Raw genomic sequence first — 23,780 nt, 5'->3', positions numbered from 1 at the left:
TTCGTCGAGGTTTACACGTGTCGATCCGCGTCGCCCTAACTCACGTCACGCAGTACCGTTATGACCGCCTGGTGACGCTCGGCCCGCAAGTGGTCAGACTGCGGCCGGCGCCGCACTGTCGCACGCCTATCCTCAGCTATTCGATGCGCGTCGAGCCGGCGCATCACTTCGTCAACTGGCAGCAGGATGCCTTTGCGAACTACCAGGCCCGCCTCACGTTTCCCGAGCCTACGTGCGAGTTTCGCGTCACGGTGGACCTCGTGGCGGAGATGTCCGTCTACAACCCGTTCGACTTCTTCCTCGAACCCGAGGCGCAGACCTTCCCGTTCGAGTACGCGCCCGCGCTCGCGGCTGAACTCGCGCCGTATCTCGAACGTACCGCGGAGCCGACGCCGCGCTTCGCCGCCTTCGTCGAAAGCATCGATCGAAAGCCGTGCGGCACGGTCGACTTTCTCGTGGCGCTCAATCAGCGGCTCGCGCAGGAAGTCGGCTATCTGATCCGCATGGAGCCTGGCGTGCAAACGCCGGAGGAGACGCTGGAGAAGCGCTCCGGTTCCTGTCGCGACACCGGTTGGCTGCTCGTGGAAACGCTGCGCCAACTCGGGTTGGCCGCCCGCTTCGTTTCGGGCTATCTGTTGCAGCTCGCGCCTGACGAGAAAGCGCTCGACGGCCCCTCCGGTCCCGAGGCCGACTTCACCGATCTGCATGCGTGGTGCGAGGTCTTTTTGCCGGGCGCCGGGTGGATCGGGTTCGATCCCACTTCGGGGCTGCTGGCCGGCGAAGGCCATATCCCCGTCGCTTGCACGCCGCAGCCCGGCAGCGCGGCGCCGGTGTCGGGCGCGCTCGACGAGTGCGAGGTCGAATTCGCCCATTCGATGTCGATTACGCGCGTGCTGGAGACGCCGCGCGTGACGAAGCCGTACGACGAAGCCGTCTGGATGGCGGTGGAGCGCGTGGGCGCGCAGGTCGACGCAGATCTACAGGCGATGGACGTGCGACTCACGATGGGTGGCGAGCCCACCTTCGTTTCGGTGCGCGATCGGGATGCCGCCGAGTGGAACACGGATGCGCTCGGGCCCACCAAGCGTGGCTATGCGGTTTCGCTGATGGACAAGCTGCGCGCGCGCTATGGCGCGAACGGGTTTCTGCACATGGGGCAGGGCAAGTGGTATCCGGGCGAACAATTGCCGCGCTGGGCACTTTCGCTGTATTGGCGTACTGACGGCGAACCGTGCTGGCACGATCCGACGCGTTTCGCCGATGAGCGAGAGCCGATGCACTATACGTCGGACGATGCGCAGCGGTTCATTCGTCATCTCGCGGACAAGCTCGCACTCGACGACAGCTACATCCAGCCCGGCTACGAAGATGTCTGGTACTACCTCTGGCGCGAGCGGCGTCTACCGATCAACGTCGATCCCTTCGACTCGCGTCTCGACGACGAACTCGAACGGCTGCGACTGCGACGTGTCTTCGATGCAGGGCTGTCGGCCGTGACGGGCTACGCGCTGCCGCTGTCGCGCGAACGCGATACGGCCGCCACGCTTGCGGGGCCGCGTTGGGCCACGGGCCCCTGGTTTTTTCGCGACGAGCGCATGTACCTGATGCCCGGCGATTCGCCGATGGGCTACCGCTTGCCGCTCGATTCGCTTCCCTGGGTCAGCGCAGCCGATTATCCGTGGCTGCATGAGCACGATCCGTTCGGGCCGCCTGGGGAATTGCGCGCCGCCGCGCAACTGCGCGTGCAGTACGCGCCGCACGCTGCCGGTGCCGATCGCGCGACCAGCGCGCGTGCGCATGTGGCGTCCGTGGAAGGTCGCGGCGCCCCCGCGCCCGATGTGGGCGTGCCGAAGCACGGCGAGTCGGCGTCGGGGGTACGGCGCACGGCACTGTGCGTGGAAGCGCGCGATCCGGCGCGCGCGGCCGGGCCGCAGGCCGAGGCCAGTGCGTCGGCCTCCGGGCGCAAGGGCGGGGCGCTGTATGTGTTCATGCCGCCGCTGGCCGTACTCGACGATTATCTGGACTTGCTGGCCGCCGTGGAGGCGACGGCGACGGACCTTCAAGTCAAGGTTGTGCTCGAAGGCTATCCGCCGCCGCGCGACGCGCGCCTCAAGGTGCTCCAGGTGACGCCCGATCCCGGCGTGGTCGAAGTCAATATTCATCCGGCTTCGAACTGGGACGAACTGGTCGAACGCACGGAGTTTCTCTATCGCGCTGCGCACGAATCGTATCTCGGCCCCGAGAAGTTCATGCTCGATGGCCGCCATACCGGCACCGGTGGCGGCAATCACATGGTGCTCGGCGCGGCGACCCCTGCGGACAGTCCGTTTTTGCGCCGCCCGGATTTGCTCGCGAGCCTGATCGCCTATTGGCACAACCATCCGTCGCTGTCGTACCTTTTTTCCGGGTTGTTCATCGGCCCGACGAGCCAGGCGCCGCGCGTCGACGAGGCGCGTAACGACCAGGTCTACGAACTCGAAATCGCTTTTCGCGAGTTGCAGCGCCAGCTCGATCGGCTGGCGACGCTCGGCGAGGGCGGGCAATCGGTGCCGCCGTGGCTCATCGACCGCACGCTGCGCAATATTCTCATCGACGTGACGGGCAACACGCACCGCGCCGAGTTTTGCGTCGACAAGCTCTATTCCCCCGACGGGCCGACCGGCCGCCTCGGACTGCTGGAGTTGCGCGGATTCGAGATGCCGCCGCACGCGCGCATGAGTCTTGCGCAACAGTTGTTGCTGCGCGCACTCGTGGCACGCTTCTGGCGCACGCCGTATACAACGCGGCTCACGCGCTGGGGCACGGAGCTGCACGATCGCTTCATGCTCGGCGTCTTCGTGCAGATGGATTTCGACGATGTGCTGGCCGACATGCGCGAGGCCGGCTATGCATTTGAGCGCACATGGTTCGCGCCGCATTTCGAGTTCCGCTTTCCGCTCGTCGGCGAGTTCAACGCGAGCGGCGTCGCGCTGACGCTGCGCCATGCACTGGAGCCTTGGCATGTGATGGGGGAAGAAGGGGCGCCCGGCGGCACGGTGCGCTTCGTCGATTCGTCGCTCGAACGTATCGAGGTGCGCGTGCTCGGTCTCAATGAAAATCGCCACACGGTAACGATCAATGGCGTGCCGGTGCCGTTGCAACCTACGGGCCGCACGAGCGAGTATGTGGCGGGCGTGCGATACCGCGCGTGGCAGCCGGCCGCGTCGCTGCACCCGACCATCGGCACGCATGCGCCGCTCACCTTCGATTTGGTCGACACGTGGGCCGGGCGATCTCTCGGCGGATGCCAGTATCATGTCGCCCATCCGGGTGGACGCAATTATCAGACGTTTCCTGTCAACGCCTATGAAGCGCAGAGTCGGCAGCGCGCGCGTTTTCTCACGATCGGCCATACACCCGGGCCGATGTCCGTGAAAACGCGCGAGCGCAGCCTCGAGATGCCTTTTACACTCGATCTGCGTCGGGCCGGGTTCGACGACTGACCGAAGCCAGAGAGCAATTTGCCTTTCCAATCGATCTTGCCGTTCGATGTCGCAGATGACGTCAACGATGTTCTCGCGCGCTTGTGCGACGTTCCCGCACGCGCCGGCCATTGGGACGAGATGCGCGACGACGCGGGGCTGCTGCGCGCGCCCTGGCGGCGTTTTTTCGGGCTCCTCGGCGAAGACGGCGTGGCCGGCCTCGAGCACGCGGCGACGGTGGTCGCCCGGCAGGTCCGCGACAACGACATCACCTACAACGCCTACGCCGATAACGGCGAACCGCGGCCGTGGGCGCTCGACGTGCTGCCTTTTATCGTCGGCGAGGACGAATGGGCGGTGATCGAGCGCGGCGTCGCCCAGCGAGCACGTTTGCTCGAAGCACTCATCGCCGATATCTACGGCTCGCAGACGATCCTCGAGCGCGGCCTGTTGCCGCCGGCGCTCGTATTCGGGCATCCGGGCTATCTGCGCGCGATGAAAGGCGCCGTCCCGCCCGGCGGCCGATACCTGCAAATCGTGGGGGTCGATCTCGCACGCGGCCCGGGTGGCCAATGGACCGTCATGGGGCACAAGACGCAGGCCCCCTCGGGGCTCGGCTATGCGCTCGAGAACCGGCTCATCGTCGCGAGCCTCTTTGCCGAGCCGTTTCGTTCGCTGGGCGTGCGGCGCCTCGCGCCGTCGTATTCGCAGCTCATTGCCACGCTCGCGCAGGCGGCGCGCACGACCATGACAGAAGACGAGCGCCGCACCCGGGCAGGCTCGCCGCATATCGCTTTGCTGAGTCCCGGCCCCTTCAGCGAGACTTACTTCGAACACGCGTTCCTTTCCCGCTATCTCGGGTTGACGCTGGTCGAAGGCACCGATCTCACGGTGCGCGGCGACAAGCTCTATCTGAAGACACTGGCCGGTCTCGAACGCGTGCATGGTCTGCTGCGCCGGCTGGACGACAGCTTTTGCGATCCCGTGGAACTGCGCGCCGATTCGACCATCGGCGTGCCGGGCCTGTTGCAGGTCATGCGCGCAGGCAATGTCGTCGTCTCCAACGCGCCGGGCGCGAGCATCCTCGAATCTGCGGCATTGCATGGATTCCTGCCCGGCATCGTCGATGCGCTGTTCGGTGAGACGCTCGAATTGCCGAGCGTCGCGAGTTGGTGGTGTGGCGAGGACGCCGTCCGGGAGGATGCACTGACAAAGCTCGCCGAAGGATGGCTCGTCCCGACATGGAGCGGGCTGCCTCATCCGGCTTCGTCCGATATGCCGCCGGGGTTGGCGGCGGGCCCGCAACGGCTCGCCGATTGGCATGCGCGTATCGCAGCGGCGCCCGACGCGTTCACGATACAGGCGCCGTTGCCGCATTCCTGCATGCCGCGCTACGAGGACGGCGCGTTGACCCACCGGCCGTGCTCGCTGCGCGTCTATGCGATCGCCGATATCTCGGGTGGCTGGAATGTGCTGCCGGGCGCATTCACGCGCATGGCTGGGGAGCGGCAAACGAGCGTGTCGATGCAGTCCGGCGGCAGCAGCGTCGATACCTGGGTGCTGTCGAGCCGGCCCGGGTCGAGCTTCTCGCTGCTGCCTTCGCCGATGAAGCCCGGCGATTTCGCGCATCGTCACCGCACGGTATCGAGCCGGGCCGCCGAGAACCTGTTTTGGGCCGGCCGCTATTGCGAGCGTGCGGAAAACAGCGTCCGGCTCGCTCGCTTGATCCTCGAATCGCTCGACAACCAGGATGCCGGGGACATGCTCCCCACGCTGACCGAACTGGCCGCGCGCTTCGAACTGATCCCGGCTGACGACCCGGCCGTGCGCGCTACGCGGCACGCGTTCGAGCACGCGCTCGCCGTGGGCTTGCATGAGCATTCGGGGACGGCGAGCGTGGGCCGGACCATTGCGAGCCAGGCCCGAGCCTGCGGCGAGATCCGCGCACGGCTCTCGAACGATCACTGGCGCACGATACTCGCTGCGCGCAACGATTTTCGCGATGCGCTGCATGCGTTATCGCTCGCTCCGCCTGTCGGCAGTCACGCGAACGAGGGCGGCGAGGCGGGACGCGAGGAGCACCACGAATCGTACGATCGGGTCGCGCTATTGAGCGCGCTCGAAACGCTGGCGATGCAGCTGTCGGCGGTCAGCGGCGCACAGGGCGATCGCATGGTGCGCGACGAAGCATGGCGACTGCTTTTCGCAGGCCGTCATATCGAACGCGTGATCGGCATGACGACGTTCCTGCACGTCGTGGCCGACGCTGGCGTATTGGCCACGACGGCCGGTTTCGATTGTCTGCTGCAATTCTTCGACAGCACGCTGACCTACCGCTCGCTCTATCCCGGGCGGCTCGAAGTGCCGGCGCTGCTCGATCTGGTCGTCGTCGACCCGACCAATCCGCGTGGGTTGTACGGCGTTTATGAGCGGCTTGCAAAGAAGCTCGACGAGATCGCAGCGGCGGCGGGCGGGCCGCCGCGCCGGCCGTTCGGCGAGGCGATGCCGCCGGCATCGTCGCTGCCGTCGCTCGAGCGCCTTTGCGCGACCGACGCAACGGGCCGCTACGCGACGCTCACCGGGCTCTGCGACGAGCTTGCGGCGCATGTCGCGGCGGCATCGAACGAGATCAGTGCGCGCTACTTCATTCACGCGGAGCACGCGCTTGCGTCGAGGGTGTCGTCATGAGCGCCGAAGTCCGATTGTCGGTCTCGCATACGACGACCTATCGCTATTCGACGCCGGTCGAGACGGCGCTGCATCTCGCGACGGTCAGACCTCTCGATCGCCCCTGGCAGCGCGTCGTGACGCATCACGTGAGCATCGATCCGGCGCCGTCGTATGAGAGCGCGCGCATCGACGCTTTTGGCAATGAAGTGCGTTACTTTTCGTTCGATGCGCCGCACGAGAGCCTGCTCGTGACGAGCGAAACGACAGTCGTGCTGACGCCGCGCTGGGGCGCCCTCGATGCGTCGGCGACGCCGACTTGGGAGGATGTCGCCGCGCAGCTGCGTTTTCGCGCGGGCGGCCCATACCGGCCCGAAAGCGAATTTGTCTTCGCCTCGCCGAATATCGAGCTCGCGCCGGAACTGCGCGCTTACGCGCTGCCGAGCTTTGCACCGGGCGTGCCGATCATCGCGGGCGCGATCGACCTCATGCATCGGATTCATGCCGGGTTCACCTACGAGCCGCAAGCCACCGCATTCGACACGCCTGCACTGCGCGCCTTCCGTCTGCGTCAAGGCGTGTGCCAGGATTTCGCACAGGTGATGATCGGTTGCCTGCGTTCGCTCGGATTGGCGTCGCGCTATGTCAGCGGCTATCTGCGCACGTTGCCGCCGGCCGGTGCGCCGCGCCTGATCGGCGCGGATGCGTCGCATGCCTGGGTATCGGTGTTCTGCCCTGACACAGGCTGGGTCGATCTCGATCCGACCAACGATGTCCTGGCCGATCTCGACCACGTCACGCTTGCCGTCGGGCGCGACTACAGCGACGTGTCGCTGCTGCGCGGCATCATCCTTGGCGGGGGAGCGCACACCGTCGACGTCGCGGTCCATGTAACGGCGCAATAGCGTGGCTGTTGGCGCTCGCGCCAAGGCCCGGCCGCGCATCATCGACGCGCGCTCACCGCATTCGTCAATGCGGCAGGCGCACGTTGAACTTGAACGTGATGAGCCGTGCGATGAGGATGAAGCTCGTGGCGGCGATGACGCTGTAGACCGAATCCACCTGCAGATGATCGAGCAGCAGAAAAAGCCAGCAACCGGCGAACGCGCAGGTGGCGTAGGGGCGTGAATCGCGCAGCAGCAGCGGCACCTCGTTGCAGACGACGTCGCGGATGATGCCGCCGAACACGCCCGTAACGACCCCCATCATCACGGCGATGAACGGCGGCATGTGTGCATCGAGCGCGATCGATGTGCCCGAGATGCTGAACAGGCCGAGCCCGATTGCATCGGCAATCAGCAGCGCACGTTCGTTGAATACGCGCGAGGCCATGCGCAGCACAACCGGCGCGAACAGCGACAGCGCGAAGATGACGATGACATACGCCTGGTGCTCGACCCAGTAAAACGGCCGGCGTTCGAGCAGCACGTCGCGCACGGTGCCGCCGCCGAACGCCGTCGCCAGTGCGACGAGGAAGGTGCCGACCGCGTCGAGCCGGCGCTTGCGCGCTTCGATGAAACCCGAGAAAGCATAGGCGAGGATCGCAAGGCCCTCGATGATGGCGAGCGCAAATGTAAGCCTAGGATGCACCGTGGCCATCCCGTTCGGTGCGTGCGCCCGTTTGCCTTGCGGGGCCCGGTTGCAGCAGCACGAGCACGGCACCGGCGCCGCCGTCGTGCGCGCGCGCCTGGCAAAAGGCGATCACTTCGGCCTTCTGCACGAGCCACGCTCGCACCTTGCCCTTGAGCACGGGTTCCTTGCCGACCGAGCCCAGTCCTTTGCCATGGATCACGCGCACGCAGCGCAGGCCGCGCTTGACCGTCTCGCGAATGAAGCCGGCCAGCGCCTCGCGTGCTTCTTCGCGCCGCATGCCATGCAGATCGAGTTGCGCCTGCACGATCCAATGTCCGCGGCGCAGCTTGCGTACGACTTCGTGGCTGATGCCGGGCCGGCAGTAGTACAGCGACTCGTCGGTGTCGAGCAGCACCTCGGGGTCGAACTCGTCGGAGATCGCCTCATTCAGTACGGCCTGTTCGTCACGGCGCGTTTGCAGCGGCAGGGCCGGCGGCGGCATGCGTCCGTGCATGGCGCGGGTCGCCGCGGCGATCGGCGCGACGTCGCCTACTTCGCGGCGGAACAACTCTGCATCGGCCGCCGCTTCACGTGCGGCTTTGACGGCGGCGATACGCTCGCGCTCGCGTTCGGCGGCGTTTTGTTTGAGCGCATCGCGCAGCGCGGCAAGATCGGATAGGCCGGAGCCGCGTGCAACCGGCTCGCCGCGCTTGGCCTCGCTCGAATGGGGACGATTCTTCGACATGGCGGTAACGACGCAAAAAGGGCCGTCGGCTTGGCGGCCGCGGCCCTCGTTCGCATGCGACGGCGCCCGGCCTCGCGCCGAGCGGCGCAGACGAGCGCTATTTTATCGGTCGGCTTCCGCGCTCATCACGCGATCCTGATGGAGCTCGTTCACGCTTTCCAGGTAACGCTGTGCGTCGAGCGCAGCCATGCAACCCGTTCCTGCGCTCGTGATCGCCTGGCGGTAGACGTGGTCTTGGACGTCGCCGGCTGCGAACACGCCCGGCACGCTCGTGCCGGTCGCATTGCCGTTCAGCCCGCCGTTCGTGATGATGTAGCCGTTCTTCATCTCGAGCTGCCCTTCGAAGATGTCGGTGTTCGGCTTGTGCCCGATCGCGATAAAGACGCCTTGCAACGCGAGTTCGCTCGTTGCACCCGTTTGCGCGTGCTTGATGCGCACGCCGGTGACGCCCGAGTCGTCGCCGGTCACTTCGTCGAGCACGTGGTTCCATTTGATTTCCACGACGCCTTCCTTCTCTTTTTCGAGCAGACGATCGATCAGGATCGGCTCGGCGCGGAACTTGTCGCGGCGGTGGATGACCGTGACCTTGCTCGCGATGCCGGAGAGGTAGAGCGCCTCTTCGACGGCCGTATTGCCCCCCCCGACGACGGCCACGTGCTGCTGCTTGTAGAAGAACCCGTCGCAGGTGGCGCAGGCCGAGACCCCGCGGCCGGAGAACGCTTCTTCCGACGGCAACCCCAGGTACTGGGCCGATGCGCCCGTCGCGATGATCAGCGAGTCGCAGGTGTATTCGCCGGAATCGCCGATCAGCCGGATCGGCTTCTCGTCCAGCTTGGCCGTGTGAATGTGGTCGAACACGATCTCGGTGTTGAAGCGCTCGGCGTGTTCGAGAAACCGCTGCATCAGTTCGGGGCCTTGGACGCCGTTCGCATCGGCCGGCCAGTTCTCGACATCGGTCGTCGTCATCAGCTGGCCGCCTTGGGCGAGGCCCGTGACGAGGACAGGAGACAGGTTCGCGCGCGCAGCGTAGACGGCGGCCGTATAGCCGGCGGGGCCGGAACCGAGGATGAGCACTTTGGCGTGTTTGCGCGTGGACATGATTGTTCGTTCCGTAAAAGAGTGCCGCAAGGAGGCTGCCCGGAGGCGGCGCGGCGTGCGCGGTGACCGGCTGCGCTGCGCCACAACGCGAAGTTGGGCATACGGGCGTAATTATAAAGGGCCGTCGCGGGTGCCGCTGAAGGCGTCGTCAATCGTCGCGATAGTATTGACGCGCGTGCCTGGATTGTGGATTGCGGCCGTTACCGTCATTTACAGCCGGCCGTGCGACGCAACGTTTACAATAGCCGGCATCGAACCCCTGGCGGGTGCGCCCGCCACGCTGCTACGGATTCATGGCCAAAGCTCCCTATTCGGCGCCTGCGCAAGCGTTACCGCATCGCATGTCGCGCCTTTTCACCGAAATTCGTTGGATCCTGCAGGTCGCGCTCTGCGTGTTCCTCGTGATGGCGCTCGTCAGTTACAGCCGTCACGACCCGAGCTGGACCCACGCTGCGCAAGTCGACCGCATCGCCAACTGGGCGGGGCGCGTCGGCGCCTGGACCGCCGACATCCTGCTGTTGCTGTTCGGTTTATCCGCTTATTGGTGGGTCGTGCTGCTGGCGCGGCGCATCGCCGCCAACTACAGCCGTCTGAACCGGAACCACAGCGCGGAAGAGGACGTCCCGCGCGATGGCGCCTGGATCGCAGATGCCTTCTCGTTCGTGCTCGTGCTGCTGGCCTGCGATGGCATCGAGGCGCTGCGCATGTGGTCGGTGCGCGTGCCGCTGCCGCGCGCGCCGGGTGGTATCGTCGGCGACGCGGTGGCGCGTGCCGTTTCACACGCGCTCGGCTTCACGGGCGGCACGTTGGCGCTGCTGCTCGCGCTGGCGATCGGTCTGTCGCTTTATTTCCGCTTCTCGTGGCTGTCGGTGGCTGAGCGTGTCGGCGAATCGATCATCTCGGCCGTCACGCTCGCGAAGCTGCGGCGCGAGGCGGGGCGCGACCGCAAGCTCGGCGAGGCCGCTGCGGTCAAGCGCGAGGGCAAAGTCGAGCAAAGCCGCGTCAGGCTGGAAGACCACGAGCCCGTCACGATCGTGCCGCCCATGACGACGCCGCCGAAATCCGAGCGCGTCGAAAAGGAAAAGCAGGTCCCGTTGTTTGCCGATCTGCCCGGCGATTCGACGTTGCCCCCGATCGCGCTGCTCGATCCGGCGCCGCCCGCGCAGGAGACGATTTCGGCCGATACGCTCGAATTCACTTCCCGGCTGATCGAGAAAAAGCTGAAGGATTTCGGCGTCGACGTCAGCGTCGTCGCGGCCTACCCGGGCCCTGTCGTCACGCGTTACGAGATCGAGCCGGCCACGGGCGTCAAAGGCAGCCAGATCGTCAATCTGGCCAAGGACCTCGCGCGCTCGCTGTCGCTCGTGTCGATTCGTGTGGTCGAGACGATTCCAGGCAAGAACTACATGGCGCTCGAGTTGCCGAATCAGCGCCGTCAAACGGTGCGCCTGTCGGAAATTCTTGGCTCCGAGGTGTATGCCGATGCCGCGTCGAAGTTGACGATGGGGCTCGGCAAGGATATCGGCGGCAATCCCGTCTGCGCCGATCTGGCGAAGATGCCGCACTTGCTCGTGGCCGGTACGACGGGTTCGGGCAAGTCGGTCGGTATCAACGCGATGATCCTCTCGCTGCTGTACAAGGCGAGCTTTGAGGACGTCCGGATGATCCTCATCGATCCGAAGATGCTCGAAATGAGCGTCTACGAGGGGATTCCGCACCTGCTGTGCCCTGTCGTCACCGATATGCGCCAGGCCGGTCATGCGCTGAACTGGGCCGTCGCGGAAATGGAACGCCGCTACAAGCTCATGAGCAAGCTCGGCGTGCGCAACCTCGCCGGCTACAACAACAAGATCGACGAGGCGGCCAAGCGCGAGGAAAAGCTGCCCAATCCGTTCAGCCTGACGCCCGATGCGCCCGAGCCGCTCACGCGCTTGCCGCACATCGTCGTCGTGATCGACGAATTGGCCGACCTGATGATGGTCGTCGGCAAGAAGGTCGAAGAGCTCATCGCGCGCATCGCCCAGAAGGCGCGTGCAGCGGGGATCCACTTGATTCTGGCGACGCAGCGTCCGTCGGTCGATGTCATCACGGGCCTCATCAAGGCCAACGTGCCCACGCGGATGGCGTTCCAGGTTTCGTCGAAGATCGATTCGCGCACGATTCTCGATCAGCAAGGCGCCGAATCGCTGCTTGGCATGGGCGACATGCTGTACCTGCCGCCCGGCTCGGGGCTGCCCGTGCGCGTGCATGGCGCGTTCGTTTCCGACGACGAAGTGCATCGCGTCGTCCAAAAGCTCAAGGAGCACGGCGAGCCGAATTATGTCGAAGGGCTGCTCGAAGGGGGCTTGGCCGGCGACGGCGACGAAGGCTCGGCGGCGAGCGGCGGACAGGCCGGCGGCGAATCGGACCCGCTGTACGACCAAGCGGTCGAGGTCGTCGTCAAGAACCGGCGGGCCTCGATCTCGCTCGTGCAGCGGCATTTGCGCATCGGCTACAACCGTGCGGCGCGATTGCTTGAACAAATGGAGCAATCGGGACTCGTCTCGGCGATGTCGTCGAACGGTAATCGCGAAATCCTGGTGCCGTCGCGCGAAGCCGATTGATACCGATTGAAGCCGCTCGGCGCCGGGCGGCGCATCGATCGAGCGGCGGCGCTGCGGGCACCGGGCGTTTCCCGAGTCCGCTGTTTCCGATCACGGTTTTTCCGAACCAACACGGAGAGTGACATTGAATTCCACGCAGTACTCGTTTCGACGCGGCGCTCGCTCGCCGTTGCATGGCACGCGTATCGGCAGCGCGCTCGCGCGTAGCGTTGGCGCGGCCTTGGTCGGCGTCTCGTTGCTCGTTTGCGCGCCGGCCGCATTCGCGAGCGGCACCGAGCAATTGAAGGCATTCATCGCGCAGGTGCACGCGGCGCGTGGCGATTTCGTGCAGCGCGAAGTCAGAGCGCCGTCCAAGAACGCTGGCGCGAGCGGCGCCGTTGTGCCGACGCTGGGCGGCACGTCGAGCGGCACGTTCATGTTTGCGCGCCCGGGCAAATTCATCTGGTCGTATGAGAAGCCGTACGAGCAGGTGCTGCAGGCGGACGGCGACAAGCTGTACGTCTACGACAAGGATTTGAATCAGGTCACGGTGCGCAAGCTCGGCGGCGCGCTTGGTGCGAGCCCGGCGGCCATCCTGTTCGGCAGTAACGATCTCGAGAAGAACTTCACACTGCACGATGCCGGCGTGAAGCAGGGCATCGACTGGCTCGAGCTGATTCCGAAAGCGCGCGACACGCAGTTCGAGCGCGTCGGCATCGGCTTTCGCGACGGCAATCTCGAAGCGATGGAATTGCACGACGTGTTCGGCAACGTGACGTTGCTCACTTTTTCGAACATCCAAAAGAATCCCGCCTTGAAGCCGGGCGCGTTCAAGTTCACGGTGCCCAAGGGCGCCGATGTGATCAACGGATAACGCCACCTCATGTTTGAAGAGAACCGCGCCGGCATGCCGCTCGCCGAGCGGCTGCGGCCCACCATGATCGACGAGGTCATCGGTCAAAAGCATTTGCTCGGGCCGATGAAGCCGCTGCGCGTGGCGTTCGAATCGGGCGAGCCGCATTCGATGATCCTGTGGGGGCCGCCCGGGGTCGGCAAGACGACGCTTGCGCGCCTGATGGCCACGGCGTTCGATGCCGAATTCATCGCGCTATCGGCCGTGCTCTCGGGCGTGAAGGACATTCGCGAAGCGGTCGAAGTCGCGCAGACGCATCGCGCGCATGGCCGGCGCACGCTCGTGTTCGTCGACGAGGTGCATCGCTTCAACAAGAGTCAGCAGGATGCGTTTTTGCCGCACGTCGAGTCGGGCTTGTTCGTCTTCATCGGCGCGACGACTGAAAACCCGTCCTTCGAAGTGAACAGTGCACTGCTGTCGCGAGCGGCCGTCTACGTCCTGAGAAGTCTCGATGACGACGAGCAACGCGAACTGCTCGATCGTGCGCTTGCCGCGTTGGGCAGCGTCGAGATGACGGACGAAGCGAAAGAGGCGTTGATCGTTTCGGCCGACGGCGACGGCCGCAAGCTGCTCAACAACATCGAGATCGTGGCGCGTGCCGCCACGGCGCAAAAGGCCGAAAGCATCGACGGCGCGTTGATCGCCAGCGCGCTCACCGAGAACCTGCGCCGCTTCGACAAAGGCGGCGACGCCTTCTACGATCAAATCAGTGCGTTGCACAAGTCGGTGCGCGGCAGCAACCCGGACGGCGCGCTCTATTGGTTCTGCCGCATGCTGGACGGCGGGGCGGACCCGCGCTATCTCGCGCGCCGGATCGTGCGGATGGCGTGGGAGGACATCGGCTTGGCCGATCCGCGCGCCCCGCGCATTGCGCTCGACGCGGCCGAGACCTACGAGCGGCTTGGCACGCCCGAGGGCGAACTGGCGCTGGCCCAGGCGCTGATCTATCTGGCCGTGGCGCCGAAGTCGAACGCGGGATATATGGCTTATAACGAAGCGCGGCGCTTCGTGGGCAAGGACCGTTCGCGCGGTGTGCCCGTGCATTTGCGCAACGCGCCGACCAAGCTGATGAAGGAACTCGGCTACGGCCATGAGTATCGGTACGCCCACGACGAGCCCGATGCTTACGCGGCGGGCGAGACTTACCTGCCTGACGGCATGCGCGAGCCGCACTGGTACCAGCCGACGCCGCGCGGCCTGGAGGGCAGGATCGGCGAAAAGCTTTCGCGTCTGGCCGAGCTCGACGCGGCATGGCGACGCGAGCAAAAGACCAAAGGCGACTGAGCGCGCCGGAGCGAGCCCTTTCGGCGTCGCGCCTGGGTGCCGTGTTCGCATGGGCACGCGGCGCACGAAGCCGGTGCGTTAAAATCGCGACTTCACTCACGACACGAATCGCACCAGGACACTAGTCTATGCTCGACATCCAGTTGCTGCGCAAAGATCTCGACGGCGTCGCACAGCGCCTCGCCGCCCGCGGCTACACGCTCGACGTGGCCGCATTCTCGGCGCTCGAAGCCGAACGCCGCGCTATCCAGACCCGCACCGAAGACCTTCAATCGCGCCGCAACAGCTTGTCCAAGCAGATCGGCGCAATGAAAGGGCGCGGCGAGGACACGACGGCGCTGATGGCCGAGGTCGGCGGTCTTGGCGACGAGATGAAAGCATCGGCTGCGCAGCTCGACGATGTGCAATCGCGTTTGTCGAAGTTGATGCTTGAAATGCCGAACCTGCCGCACGAAAGCGTGCCGGCCGGCAATGACGAGCAGGGCAACGTCGAAGTGCGCCGTTGGGGCATGCCGCGCCAATTCGAGTTCGAAGTGAAGGATCATGTCGATGTCGGCACGCCGCTCGGCCTCGATTTTGAAACGGGTGCGAAGCTGGCCGGTGCGCGCTTCACGATGCTGCGCGGCGCGATGGCGCGGCTGCATCGTGCGCTTGCGCAGTTCATGCTCGACACGCACACGCAGCAGCACGGCTACACCGAAGTCTATTCGCCGTATATCGTCAACCCGGAAATTTTGTACGGCACGGGTCAATTGCCGAAATTCGCGGACGACATGTTCCGCGTGGAGAAGGGCGGCGGCGAGAACGTGGTGACGCAGTACCTGATCTCGACCTCCGAGATCCCGCTGACGAACACCGTGCGCGAGAGCATCCTTGATGGCGCGACGCTTCCAGTCAGGCTGACGGCGCATTCGCCTTGCTTCCGTTCGGAAGCCGGGGCGTATGGACGCGACACGCGCGGGATGATCCGTCAGCACCAGTTCGACAAGGTCGAGATGGTGCAGATCGTCGCGCCCGAGACGTCTTACGAGGCGCTCGAACAGATGGTCGTACACGCCGAGACGATTTTGCAGAAGCTCGAATTGCCGTACCGGGTGATCACGCTTTGCACGGGCGATATGGGCTTCACGGCGGCGAAGACCTACGATCTTGAAGTGTGGCTGCCGGCGCAGAACACTTATCGCGAGATTTCCAGCTGCTCGAACACCGAGGCGTTTCAGGCGCGAAGAATGCAAGCGCGTTATCGCAACGCGCAGGGCAAGCCCGAACTCGTGCATACGTTGAATGGCTCGGGGCTTGCCGTGGGACGTACGCTCGTGGCCGTGCTCGAGAACTTCCAGAACGCAGATGGTTCGGTGACGGTGCCTGCGGTGCTGCGTCCTTACATGGGCGGCGTGGAACGGCTCGAAGTGGGCTCGGCGAGCTGAGCGCCGCCGGTCGTCGTACCGGCCGCCCCGTTGCGCCTTTTTGCGAAAAAGGGCTTGGAATGTTGGGATGGTTGTTCTATAATCTTCGCTTCGCCAAACGACGACCAGCTTGGTGAAGCGAAGACGGGTGCTTCAGGCAACCCGATTTCGAAAAGACGGAAAGGTGGCAGAGTGGTCGAATGCGCCGGACTCGAAATCCGGTATACGGTTATACCGTATCGTGGGTTCGAATCCCACCCTTTCCGCCAACGAAAAAAGCGCTACTCGATTTTTGCTTAAATTTGCGTGAGTTTCACAACCACACGCAAATAATGAGAATAGGTTACGCAAGAGTATCAACTCAAGAGCAAGAAACACGCGCGCAGATCGACGCTTTGACGAGAGCGGGCGTCGATCTGATTCACGAAGAAAAACGGTCCGGCGCCACGCTGCGCCGACCAGTCCTCGACAAACTCCTCCGAAATCTCAAACGCGGCGACACCCTGGTCGGCTACAAGCTCGACCGCGTTGCGAGATCGCTTAAGCACCTCCTCACCATCATCGAGCGCTTGCAAGAGCGCGGCGCTGCCTTGGAGAGCCTCACCGAGCACATCGCACCAACACGCCCGCTGGACGGCTCATGTTGCAGATGCTGGGCGCTTTCGCCGAGTTCGAGCGAGAGATGATCCGCGAACGCACGACGAGTGGCATGCAGGCTGCGAAGAAGCACGGTGTGCGCCTCGGCCGGCCGAGAAGCCTGGAGGTCGACGAAGAGCGTCAGGTCGTGCGGCAATGGCGATCAGGCGGCTATACGCTGGCCGCACTGGCTCATCAATACCGCGTCCATCTTTCGAGCATCAAGCGGGCGGTATACCGCGCGTCGGAAGCCGCTCAACCAAGCCTGTTGCCGGCTTAACCGCCTCGCGTTCGGCATGGGCAAGGGGCAGGTGCTGCCAGCCCCTTGCCCAGCGTATCTTTTTGCATCGCCCGTCAAGTCCAGGCCCTTCGGGGCCGCTGCGCGGCGACTTGACGGATTCCAGCCGCATCGGCAACTGAAGACCCGCAGGGGCAGCCGCGGCTATGCGGGCTGTGACTCGCCAGCCGCGACCGATGCCGGCCCAGTCGCGCCATTTTCCGTTACAAATAACCAAAACAATGGACTCGCCAGCGCCGGCTCAGTCACGCGAGCACTGCTGTCGACTGGGATGCGATCGAGCGCTTCGAAGAGCTGCTCCCCGGTACACTCGATGTAACGAATAGATGACATTTGAGTCTCTCTCTAAAATGTCCAATATTTGAGATTTTTATTCAGGTCGAAATATACATGACTCCCAGATGACAACAAACCTGTGGAAATTCACAGGTAGACGGGCGAAAAATCCAGCGCCGCGCCGCGCTACGAAATCGAATTTCGACGGGTTCCAATCTCATCGCCACTTCAATGGGCTGCATCGCAAAATTTTGCGCGCCGTCTGCATAACAAATCGATAACAAATAACAAAATAACGTTATGTTACGTGTTATGTTATCTGTTATTTGTTATCATGATTCCATCGTCGCCAATTAGGATTATCACGATGGATACCCGCAAAGCCCAGCTCGTTACGTTCGATGCCGTCGCCGCGTCGGCAGAATCCCTTGTCGCCAGTGGCCAGCGTCCGACCGTGCGCGCCGTCATCGCCCAGCTCGGCGGTGGATCTCCCAATGCCGTGTTGGCGCACTTGCAAGCGTGGAAGGGAAAGCAGACGAATGCGCGCGTGGCCACGATCGAACTGGATCCGCGCATCGCTGCAATTGTCGCCGAGCAGATCCGCGCCGCCGTCGCTGCGGCAACGGCGGCTGCCGACGACAGGACGGCAGAGCTGGAGGCTGACGCGCAGGCCGTGGCCGAGGCCGGGCGTATGGCCGAAGAACGCGCCGTCGAGCTCGCCGCCGAGCTGCAACACGTCCAGGCGGAATGCGAGCAGCTCAAAGGGCGTCTAGCCGCGCTGACGGACAAGGGGGAGCGCGCAAGAAGAGAATCAGCGGCAGCCGCGGCACAGGCGAACGCCGACGCATCAGCACTGCGCGGCGCAGCGGAAGAAGCGCGGGAGAAGCTGGCACGCGCCGAGCTGCGTCTCGAGCGTCTGCCGTCACTCGAGGCCATGCTCGAAAGAGTGCAAGCCGAACTGGATGCGGAGCGCGCGAGCCGCGTGAATGCCGAAAAAGCCCTGGCGGTCGCCGAGGCCCAGCGTGACGGCGCACTCGATCAAGCCGACGACGCCCGCGAACACTTCGAAAAGCTCGTCGACCAAGTGGCCACGATGCTTGCCGGCAAGCCGGATCCCGATGACCTGCCCAGCGCCACCAAGAAGGTCGCGGCCAAGCAACCGAAGGCAGCGCCGGCTACCGCAAAGAAAACCGCCCGTAGTGACAAGTCATCATGACGCAGCAGCTCAGTCACATCACGAGGCTGGTCACCACACGACCGGCAACAGCGCCGCGCGGATTGACGGAGGACTACTTAGCAATTTCGCAGTGATGCGTTCTCGCTCAGTCGCTTAACCTCTCGGCGCAATCGGCGGTTCTCCGTGAACAACGCCACGAACACGATAACGCCGAGAATCAGCGAACTCCACTCGCCTGCGACGTGACCAAACGCCCAAGCCAGCGACGCCAGTATCACCGAAACAACGATCAGCGCCGTACGATCTTTCCACCACTCAGCAGAACCGATTCTCATCATTGCCTCGCTATGGCTGCAACTCGCGAATCGCATACAAGCGCCGTATGCCCATACGCACGCCTACCAGGCGCGTTCTGATCGAAGATCTCAGGGTGGCACATTATGTGGTGATACAACTAAGGCGAAACGCGCATGCCAGTGTCTCCCCGAAAGCGCAACAAAGCCCTACCATTGCTCGCTGGCGAAGCGCCGCAGGATGTATATTTGCCCGCCGCAACCATCGCGCTGCCGATCGCAGCGCCCGCGTAATATGACGCGTACATCGCCCCACCTGCCAACAGCTTTTCAGGCAACGTCGTTGCGCCGATCCGTTCGCCCAGAGTCGCGCCCTTGCCCAAACTTGTCTACGGCCGCCACGAGCGCCCCAAGCTTAGTAAGTATCGTTACCTGAGTGCCGTACCAGCTCGTCGGCACATCCAGGCCCAACGCTTCCATATTCGTTTTATATACCCGGAAAAATCCAGTGGCACCACACTGCATCGGCATAAAAAATTCCTCGGAAAATGTTGTTGTTGATAAGCCTGCTGGACTCGCAAAGAATGCCGCATTTCACACGCCAAGCCGCTAAGGCACCGCCAATCAACCGCGCTCATCGCCAACCGCATAGCTCCCCCGATGTATTCTAGAGATCCGTCGTAGAGAGGATTATCTGTAATGGCTGACGAGTGGTTTCACCTTCGAACGTTCATTCGCGAAATGCGCGGCCGATCTCCGCTTGGGATCGACGAGGCGCTTACGCGCGATATGACCTGCACCACGACCTCGATTGGAACCCCAAGCGGATTGTGGAAATCATGCACATATGGGCGCAGCGCTTTAACGTCGACATTAGCGACTTCGACATCGCTTACTACATACCTTCCGTCACAATGGGAACCGGACAGTTTCTTTGGACCACGCTGAAATCGCCGTCCAGCGCGAGCGCCAGAGAGGCGCTAAGTGGACGACTCTTGACCCTCGATATGATGGAAGCGGCCACGCTGAGGCCGTTGGTCGCTCGAATAGCCCGCGCCGAACAAAAAAAAGGCCGGTCGCACTTGACCGGCCCGCTACCTACTTCGTCTGTCCTCACGCGTCGCGTATTCTACGCTGCGGCAAGTACCGCATGCGAACCACTCTCAGCTTTCGCATGCGAAACTTCGGACTGCGAACTATCTTCCGCATCCGCTTTCTCAGCCGACATCGCTTGCCAAAGCAGTTCCATCCGCTCCTCCAGCACCTCGCAGATCACCTGCACGCCCCCGCTGAACCCGGATATGGCAAGCCCCTCATTCGTAACCGAATGGTCTGACGCCACGGATGCCCCGTAGGCGATGCCTTTAAGCGCCATCACCATACGGGACACCTCTTCAAACCTATCCTCGGCCGTCACCTCTTTTTTCATAGCAGCCCCCGTAACGAAAACTTAGTTCACCGAACGAACGCCCAGCGGACAAGCGACGGTTCTCAGCTCAACCCGCGCTTCGCCCTCATAGCGCCCGCGCCCGCCTTCCTTGAAAAGCAGGGCATCGGTCAAGGCCGTACCGCGCCATCATCCGCGTTCTCGAACATGCTCATGCGACTCAAGATCCAATCGAGCAGCTCTTGCGCCGCGGCAACGAGCGGGCGGCCCGACTTGACGACGAGTCTTGCCTTGGCGCCTCGGAACAAAGGGTGGTCGATCGGCACGATGGTCAACTCGCCCGAAGCGATCTCCCGGTACGCGGCAAATTCGCCAATGAGCGTCACGAAGTTCCCGGACGCGACGATGCGCTTCAGTGCAGTCAGCGAATTCGTGGTGAGCGTCGGGCGGATCTCGATGTTCTCGGCGAACGCGAGCATTTTCGCGGCATGCCCGATGCCGAACGTAGCCGGCATCAACGCAAGCGGGTAGGCGAGTAGATCCTCGATCGTGGCCGCGCCACCCCGGAGCGCCAGCGGATGCCCGGGCCGAACGAGCATCACCACGGGCTGCGATGAAGTCGCACGATATTCGACGCGATCATGTGGCGGCGGGTTATAGGCAAGGCCGATATGCGCGCGGCTCTCGGCGACCTCGTTCAGGATGTCGTCAACACCCAGGCTTTGCATCCCGATGCTCAACTCGGGATATCGCGCGCAGAAAGGTGTCAGCACCTCGTCGATGAGCGCATCGACATAGCCTTCGCTGATGGCAAGCTGCACATGCCCCTGCCGGAGTCCCTTCAACGCGTGAAGCTGATCTTCCAGCTTCTCCTGGTGCGAGCGGTACCCCCTCCAAAACTCAAGCAGATGCGCGGCCGCCTCCGTCGGTTTGACGCCGCGGGCTTGCCGCTCGAACAACATCGCGCCCAGTTCATCTTCGAGCAACTTGATCTGCCGGGTCACCACCGAGGGCGACGTATTGAGGTGGTCCGCCGCCCCTCGAATCGTGCCGTGCGTCAATACTTCATAAAAATATCGCAGGCGTTGTTGATTGATCTCCCGCATGTCGGTCGTCCCCTCGCGCTGTCGAATGCTCGCTTCACGCCCGTCACGGCGCATCGCTCGTCGCCATCGTAGCCGTTGCTCTACGAGCAACGCAACGTGAACTTAGTTGCTCTTGCTGGTTCCAGTGGGCTTCGCGAAGATTCACGGACCGAAACCGCCGCACTCAAAACTGAAACCGGAGACGATCATGGCAACCATTCAGACGGCAATCGCCGGGAGCGAGCACCGCGCGCTCTACGACAGACTCAACTGGCGGCTTCTGCCGTTTTTGCTGATTTGTTATTTGTTTGCGTATATGGACCGGGTCAATGTCGGCTTTGCCAAATTGCAGATGCAAAGCGCCCTTGGCTTTTCCGATGCGGCATATGGCGTGGGCGCCGGCATTTTCTTCCTGGGCTATGTGCTATTCGAACTGCCGAGCAATCTCATGCTGCCCAGAGTCGGCGCGCGTAAAACATTTTGTCGGATCCTCGTGCTGTGGGGGATCACGTCGGCCTGCACGCTGTTCGTGCGCGACGTCCGGACGTTCTACGCCATGCGCTTCTTGCTTGGAATCTTCGAAGCCGGTTTCGCACCGGGCATGATCTTCTATCTGTCGCGCTGGTACGGTCCGTCACGCATGGCCCGCGCCATCGCGATCGTTTTTTTGGCCGGCCCGATCGGCGGAATCGTCGGCGGCCCGGTTTCGGCGTGGCTGATGACCTCGCTCGCCGGTGTCGGTGGTCTTGCGGGCTGGCAATGGATGTTTCTTGTTGAAGGCGTGCCGTGCGTCGCGCTGGGCGTGCTGACACTATACGTTCTGTCGGATCGTCCCTCGCAGGCCGGCTGGCTCAGCGATGAGGAAAAGCGCTTGCTTCAAGCTGAGCTCGACACGGCACACAGCAGAGAAGGGCATTCGTTCAAGGCTGTCCTGCGCAACCCAAAGGTTTATCTGCTCGCGTGCGCGTACTTTTGCATCATCGCTTCGATTTACGCGCTGAGCTTCTGGCTGCCGACCATCGTCAAATCGGAGGGCGTCAACGATACGATACTGCTTGGCTGGTATACGGCGATCCCCTACGTCGGCGCCGCGGTGGGCATGTACGTCATCGGTCGTCGATCGGATGTTTGTGGTGAAAGGCGCTATCACAGTTCGGTGCCGGCGATACTCGCTGCAGTGCTGCTTTCGCTGTGCGTTTTTGCCGATGGGCATTTGATCGCGGCGCTGGTCTTGCTCACCTTCGCCACGACGGGGCTGTGGATGGCCTATACCGTGTTTTGGGCGATTCCCGCGCAGTACATCAAAGGCGATGCGGCAGCAGGCGGGATCGCGTTGATCAATACAATTGGCCTGTCGGGTGGATTCTGGGGGCCGGCCATCATCGGCTGGGCCAAGATGGCAACCGGAAATCTTCATCTCGGGCTTCTCATCGTTGCCGCTCTGGCATGCTGCGGCGCCGTGATGCTCGTCGCAAACAGGCTCCCATCGGAGGTAAGGTCATGAGGCTGCGTGCCGCGCATTGATCAAACCGTAAGCGAAAGGCTTTTCGACCCTCGTTGCCAACGGCGGGTCGAACCATTGCAGATTGCAGTTCAACCAACGTGCCGCGTTCAGACAGCATGCGGCGAAAGAGAGAACGACATGCTTTTACATCTATCGACATGGGCCGAAATCGAGCAATACCTGCAGCGCAGCCGCTCGATCGTCGTGCCGATCGGTTCCAACGAACAGCATGGGCCGACCGGCTTGCTCGGCACCGACTGGCTCTGCCCGGAAATCATCGCGCGCGAGGCGCATCAGAGCGCGGATATCCTGGTTGCACCCACCTTCAACATCGGTATGGCGCAACATCACCTGGGATTCGCGGGAACGATCTCGCTGCGTCCGTCGACGTTCATTGCGGCGATTGGCGACTGGGTGCGCTCGCTGGCGGTTCACGGCTTCGAGCAGATTTTGTTTTTGAACGGCCACGGCGGCAACATTGCATCGATCGAAGCGGCGTTCTCGGAGATCTACGCCGAGGCCAGTTTCGCGAACCGTCGGCTCGGCTTCGCATTGAAGCTGCGCAACTGGTGGGATCTGGAAGGTGTCGGCGAACTGGCGCGCGAGCAGTTTCCCGAGGGGCATGGTTCGCACGCAACGCCATCGGAGATCGCCATCACGCAATGGGCGCTTCCCGAGACCATCAAGACGGCAAGCTACACGCCCCGGATTGCACCATCGGGTCCGATTCGCGAAGCGCGGGACTTTCGCGCACGCTTTCCCGATGGGCGCATGGGTTCCGATCCGGCGCAGGCGTCGAGGGAGAAAGGCGGTGCGCTGGTCTCGATGGCGGCGCAAAGCCTGATTCGCGAGTTGGAGGAGTTCGGTCGCGAAATCGCGCCGCAGTAGCGTTGAAGCCGCGTTAAAGCAGCGTGCAAGCGGCGTTCATATTGCTCGGCCCCGACTCACGGGGCATTGCTTTTGGGGGATTCAACACACCATGTTCAGTCATGTAGTGGTCGGCTCAAACGACCTGGAGCAAGCGAAGCGGTTTTACGATGCCGTGCTGGGCGCGCTTGGTATGGGCGAAGGTCGCATCGACGAGCTCGGCGCGCGCCGGCGCTATGTTTATCGGGCGCGAGGCGCCGCTTTTTTCATCACCGAGCCGCGTGACGGTCAGCTCGCTACGCAAGCGAATGGCGGCACCGTCGGCTTTACCTGCCAATCGACCGAAGAGGTCGATCGCTGGCATGCTGCCGGCGTCGCCAACGGCGGCGAATCGGTCGAAGATCCGCCCGGCTGGCGCGGCGCCAAGGGAAGCGGCTTTTATCTCGCCTATCTGCGCGATCCCGATGGCAACAAGCTGTGCGCCGTGTATCGCCAGCCAGGTTGACCCGCACGCGTCGAGTAACGATAA

17 protein-coding genes, 1 tRNA gene and 2 pseudogenes are annotated in these 23,780 nt (G+C 63.4%); 14 read left to right on the top strand and 6 right to left on the bottom strand.

What is annotated here, in order from left to right; genetic code table 11:
- Positions 1-17 precede the first annotated feature (17 nt).
- The 3 genes from C0Z19_RS04565 to C0Z19_RS04555 are packed head-to-tail and all read left to right on the top strand — an operon-like array spanning position 18 to position 7,033.
- Positions 18-3,482, top strand: coding sequence for a transglutaminase family protein (locus C0Z19_RS04565; protein WP_102608615.1), 3,465 nt, complete (start codon positions 18-20; stop codon positions 3,480-3,482).
- An 18-nt stretch (positions 3,483-3,500) separates the two neighbouring features.
- A complete protein-coding gene (locus tag C0Z19_RS04560) occupies positions 3,501-6,149 on the top strand; it encodes a circularly permuted type 2 ATP-grasp protein (RefSeq protein ID WP_233195997.1) in 2,649 nt (882 codons plus the stop codon).
- Positions 6,146-7,033, top strand: a complete 888-nt coding sequence (locus C0Z19_RS04555; protein ID WP_102608614.1) for a transglutaminase family protein — start codon at positions 6,146-6,148, stop codon at positions 7,031-7,033. Before C0Z19_RS04560 ends, C0Z19_RS04555 begins: the two co-directional genes overlap by 4 nt.
- A 64-nt stretch (positions 7,034-7,097) precedes the next feature.
- On the opposite strand, the gene C0Z19_RS04550 is transcribed toward C0Z19_RS04555, so the two are convergent.
- The 3 genes from C0Z19_RS04550 to trxB form a co-directional block, all read right to left on the bottom strand.
- Positions 7,098-7,718, bottom strand: coding sequence for a trimeric intracellular cation channel family protein (locus tag C0Z19_RS04550; protein ID WP_102608832.1), 621 nt, complete (start codon positions 7,716-7,718; stop codon positions 7,098-7,100).
- Positions 7,708-8,445: a Smr/MutS family protein gene (locus tag C0Z19_RS04545; RefSeq protein ID WP_102608613.1), complete on the bottom strand. Its 738-nt coding sequence runs from the start codon at positions 8,443-8,445 to the stop codon at positions 7,708-7,710. The genes C0Z19_RS04550 and C0Z19_RS04545 overlap by 11 nt, the downstream gene beginning before the upstream one ends.
- Positions 8,446-8,547: 102 nt before the next feature.
- Positions 8,548-9,543: a thioredoxin-disulfide reductase gene (trxB, locus tag C0Z19_RS04540; RefSeq protein ID WP_102608612.1), complete on the bottom strand. Its 996-nt coding sequence runs from the start codon at positions 9,541-9,543 to the stop codon at positions 8,548-8,550.
- Between the two features lie 293 nt (positions 9,544-9,836).
- Here trxB and C0Z19_RS04535 point away from each other — a divergent pair, with 293 nt between their 5' ends.
- The 7 genes and pseudogenes from C0Z19_RS04535 (at position 9,837) to C0Z19_RS04505 (ending at position 18,154) form a co-directional block, all read left to right on the top strand.
- A complete protein-coding gene (locus tag C0Z19_RS04535) occupies positions 9,837-12,146 on the top strand; it encodes a DNA translocase FtsK (protein WP_102608831.1) in 2,310 nt (769 codons plus the stop codon).
- A 169-nt stretch (positions 12,147-12,315) separates the two neighbouring features.
- On the top strand, positions 12,316-12,999 hold the full coding sequence (gene lolA, locus C0Z19_RS04530) for an outer membrane lipoprotein chaperone LolA (RefSeq protein WP_233196020.1): 684 nt from the start codon (positions 12,316-12,318) through the stop codon (positions 12,997-12,999).
- Between the two features lie 9 nt (positions 13,000-13,008).
- Positions 13,009-14,322 (top strand): replication-associated recombination protein A, encoded by a 1,314-nt coding sequence (locus tag C0Z19_RS04525; RefSeq protein ID WP_102608610.1) that lies wholly within the window; start codon positions 13,009-13,011, stop codon positions 14,320-14,322.
- Positions 14,323-14,450: 128 nt separating this feature from the next.
- A complete protein-coding gene (gene serS, locus C0Z19_RS04520) occupies positions 14,451-15,749 on the top strand; it encodes a serine--tRNA ligase (protein WP_102608609.1) in 1,299 nt (432 codons plus the stop codon).
- Positions 15,750-15,906: 157 nt separating this feature from the next.
- A tRNA-Ser gene (locus C0Z19_RS04515) sits at positions 15,907-15,997 on the top strand.
- 63 nt (positions 15,998-16,060) lie between these two features.
- Positions 16,061-16,644, top strand: a pseudogene (locus C0Z19_RS04510) (recombinase family protein).
- A gap of 601 nt (positions 16,645-17,245) precedes the next feature.
- A complete protein-coding gene (locus tag C0Z19_RS04505) occupies positions 17,246-18,154 on the top strand; it encodes a DNA-binding protein (RefSeq protein ID WP_146011994.1) in 909 nt (302 codons plus the stop codon).
- A 77-nt stretch (positions 18,155-18,231) separates the two neighbouring features.
- Here the strand turns inward: C0Z19_RS04505 and C0Z19_RS04500 are convergent, their stop codons facing one another.
- Complete coding sequence (locus C0Z19_RS04500; RefSeq protein ID WP_233195996.1) at positions 18,232-18,450, bottom strand: hypothetical protein; 219 nt, start codon at positions 18,448-18,450, stop codon at positions 18,232-18,234.
- A gap of 797 nt (positions 18,451-19,247) precedes the next feature.
- Between C0Z19_RS04500 and C0Z19_RS29000 the strand changes: the two are divergent.
- A pseudogene (locus C0Z19_RS29000) lies at positions 19,248-19,307 on the top strand (DUF1493 family protein); the annotation flags it as partial.
- A 230-nt stretch (positions 19,308-19,537) separates the two neighbouring features.
- Here C0Z19_RS29000 and C0Z19_RS28600 read toward each other — a convergent pair.
- Both C0Z19_RS28600 and C0Z19_RS04490 read right to left on the bottom strand, forming a co-directional pair.
- A complete protein-coding gene (locus tag C0Z19_RS28600; protein ID WP_233196022.1) occupies positions 19,538-19,837 on the bottom strand; it encodes a hypothetical protein in 300 nt (99 codons plus the stop codon).
- 128 nt (positions 19,838-19,965) lie between these two features.
- Positions 19,966-20,901 carry a LysR family transcriptional regulator gene (locus C0Z19_RS04490; RefSeq protein ID WP_102608830.1) on the bottom strand — a complete coding sequence of 312 codons (936 nt, stop codon included), beginning with the start codon at positions 20,899-20,901 and terminating at the stop codon, positions 19,966-19,968.
- Positions 20,902-21,088: 187 nt separating this feature from the next.
- On the opposite strand from C0Z19_RS04490, the gene C0Z19_RS04485 reads away from it, so the two are divergent.
- The 3 genes from C0Z19_RS04485 to C0Z19_RS04475 all read left to right on the top strand — a co-directional run bounded on the left by C0Z19_RS04485 (position 21,089) and on the right by C0Z19_RS04475 (position 23,756).
- Positions 21,089-22,384, top strand: coding sequence for an MFS transporter (locus tag C0Z19_RS04485; RefSeq protein ID WP_102608829.1), 1,296 nt, complete (start codon positions 21,089-21,091; stop codon positions 22,382-22,384).
- Positions 22,385-22,522: 138 nt separating this feature from the next.
- Positions 22,523-23,272 carry a creatininase family protein gene (locus C0Z19_RS04480; protein ID WP_102608606.1) on the top strand — a complete coding sequence of 250 codons (750 nt, stop codon included), beginning with the start codon at positions 22,523-22,525 and terminating at the stop codon, positions 23,270-23,272.
- A gap of 91 nt (positions 23,273-23,363) precedes the next feature.
- Positions 23,364-23,756 (top strand): VOC family protein, encoded by a 393-nt coding sequence (locus tag C0Z19_RS04475; RefSeq protein ID WP_102608605.1) that lies wholly within the window; start codon positions 23,364-23,366, stop codon positions 23,754-23,756.
- Positions 23,757-23,780: the final 24 nt, after the last annotated feature.

The sequence above is a fragment of the Trinickia soli genome, assembly GCF_002879855.1.
Lineage (GTDB): Bacteria > Pseudomonadota > Gammaproteobacteria > Burkholderiales > Burkholderiaceae > Trinickia > Trinickia soli.
This window is presented reverse-complemented; position numbering and strand designations above follow the sequence as displayed.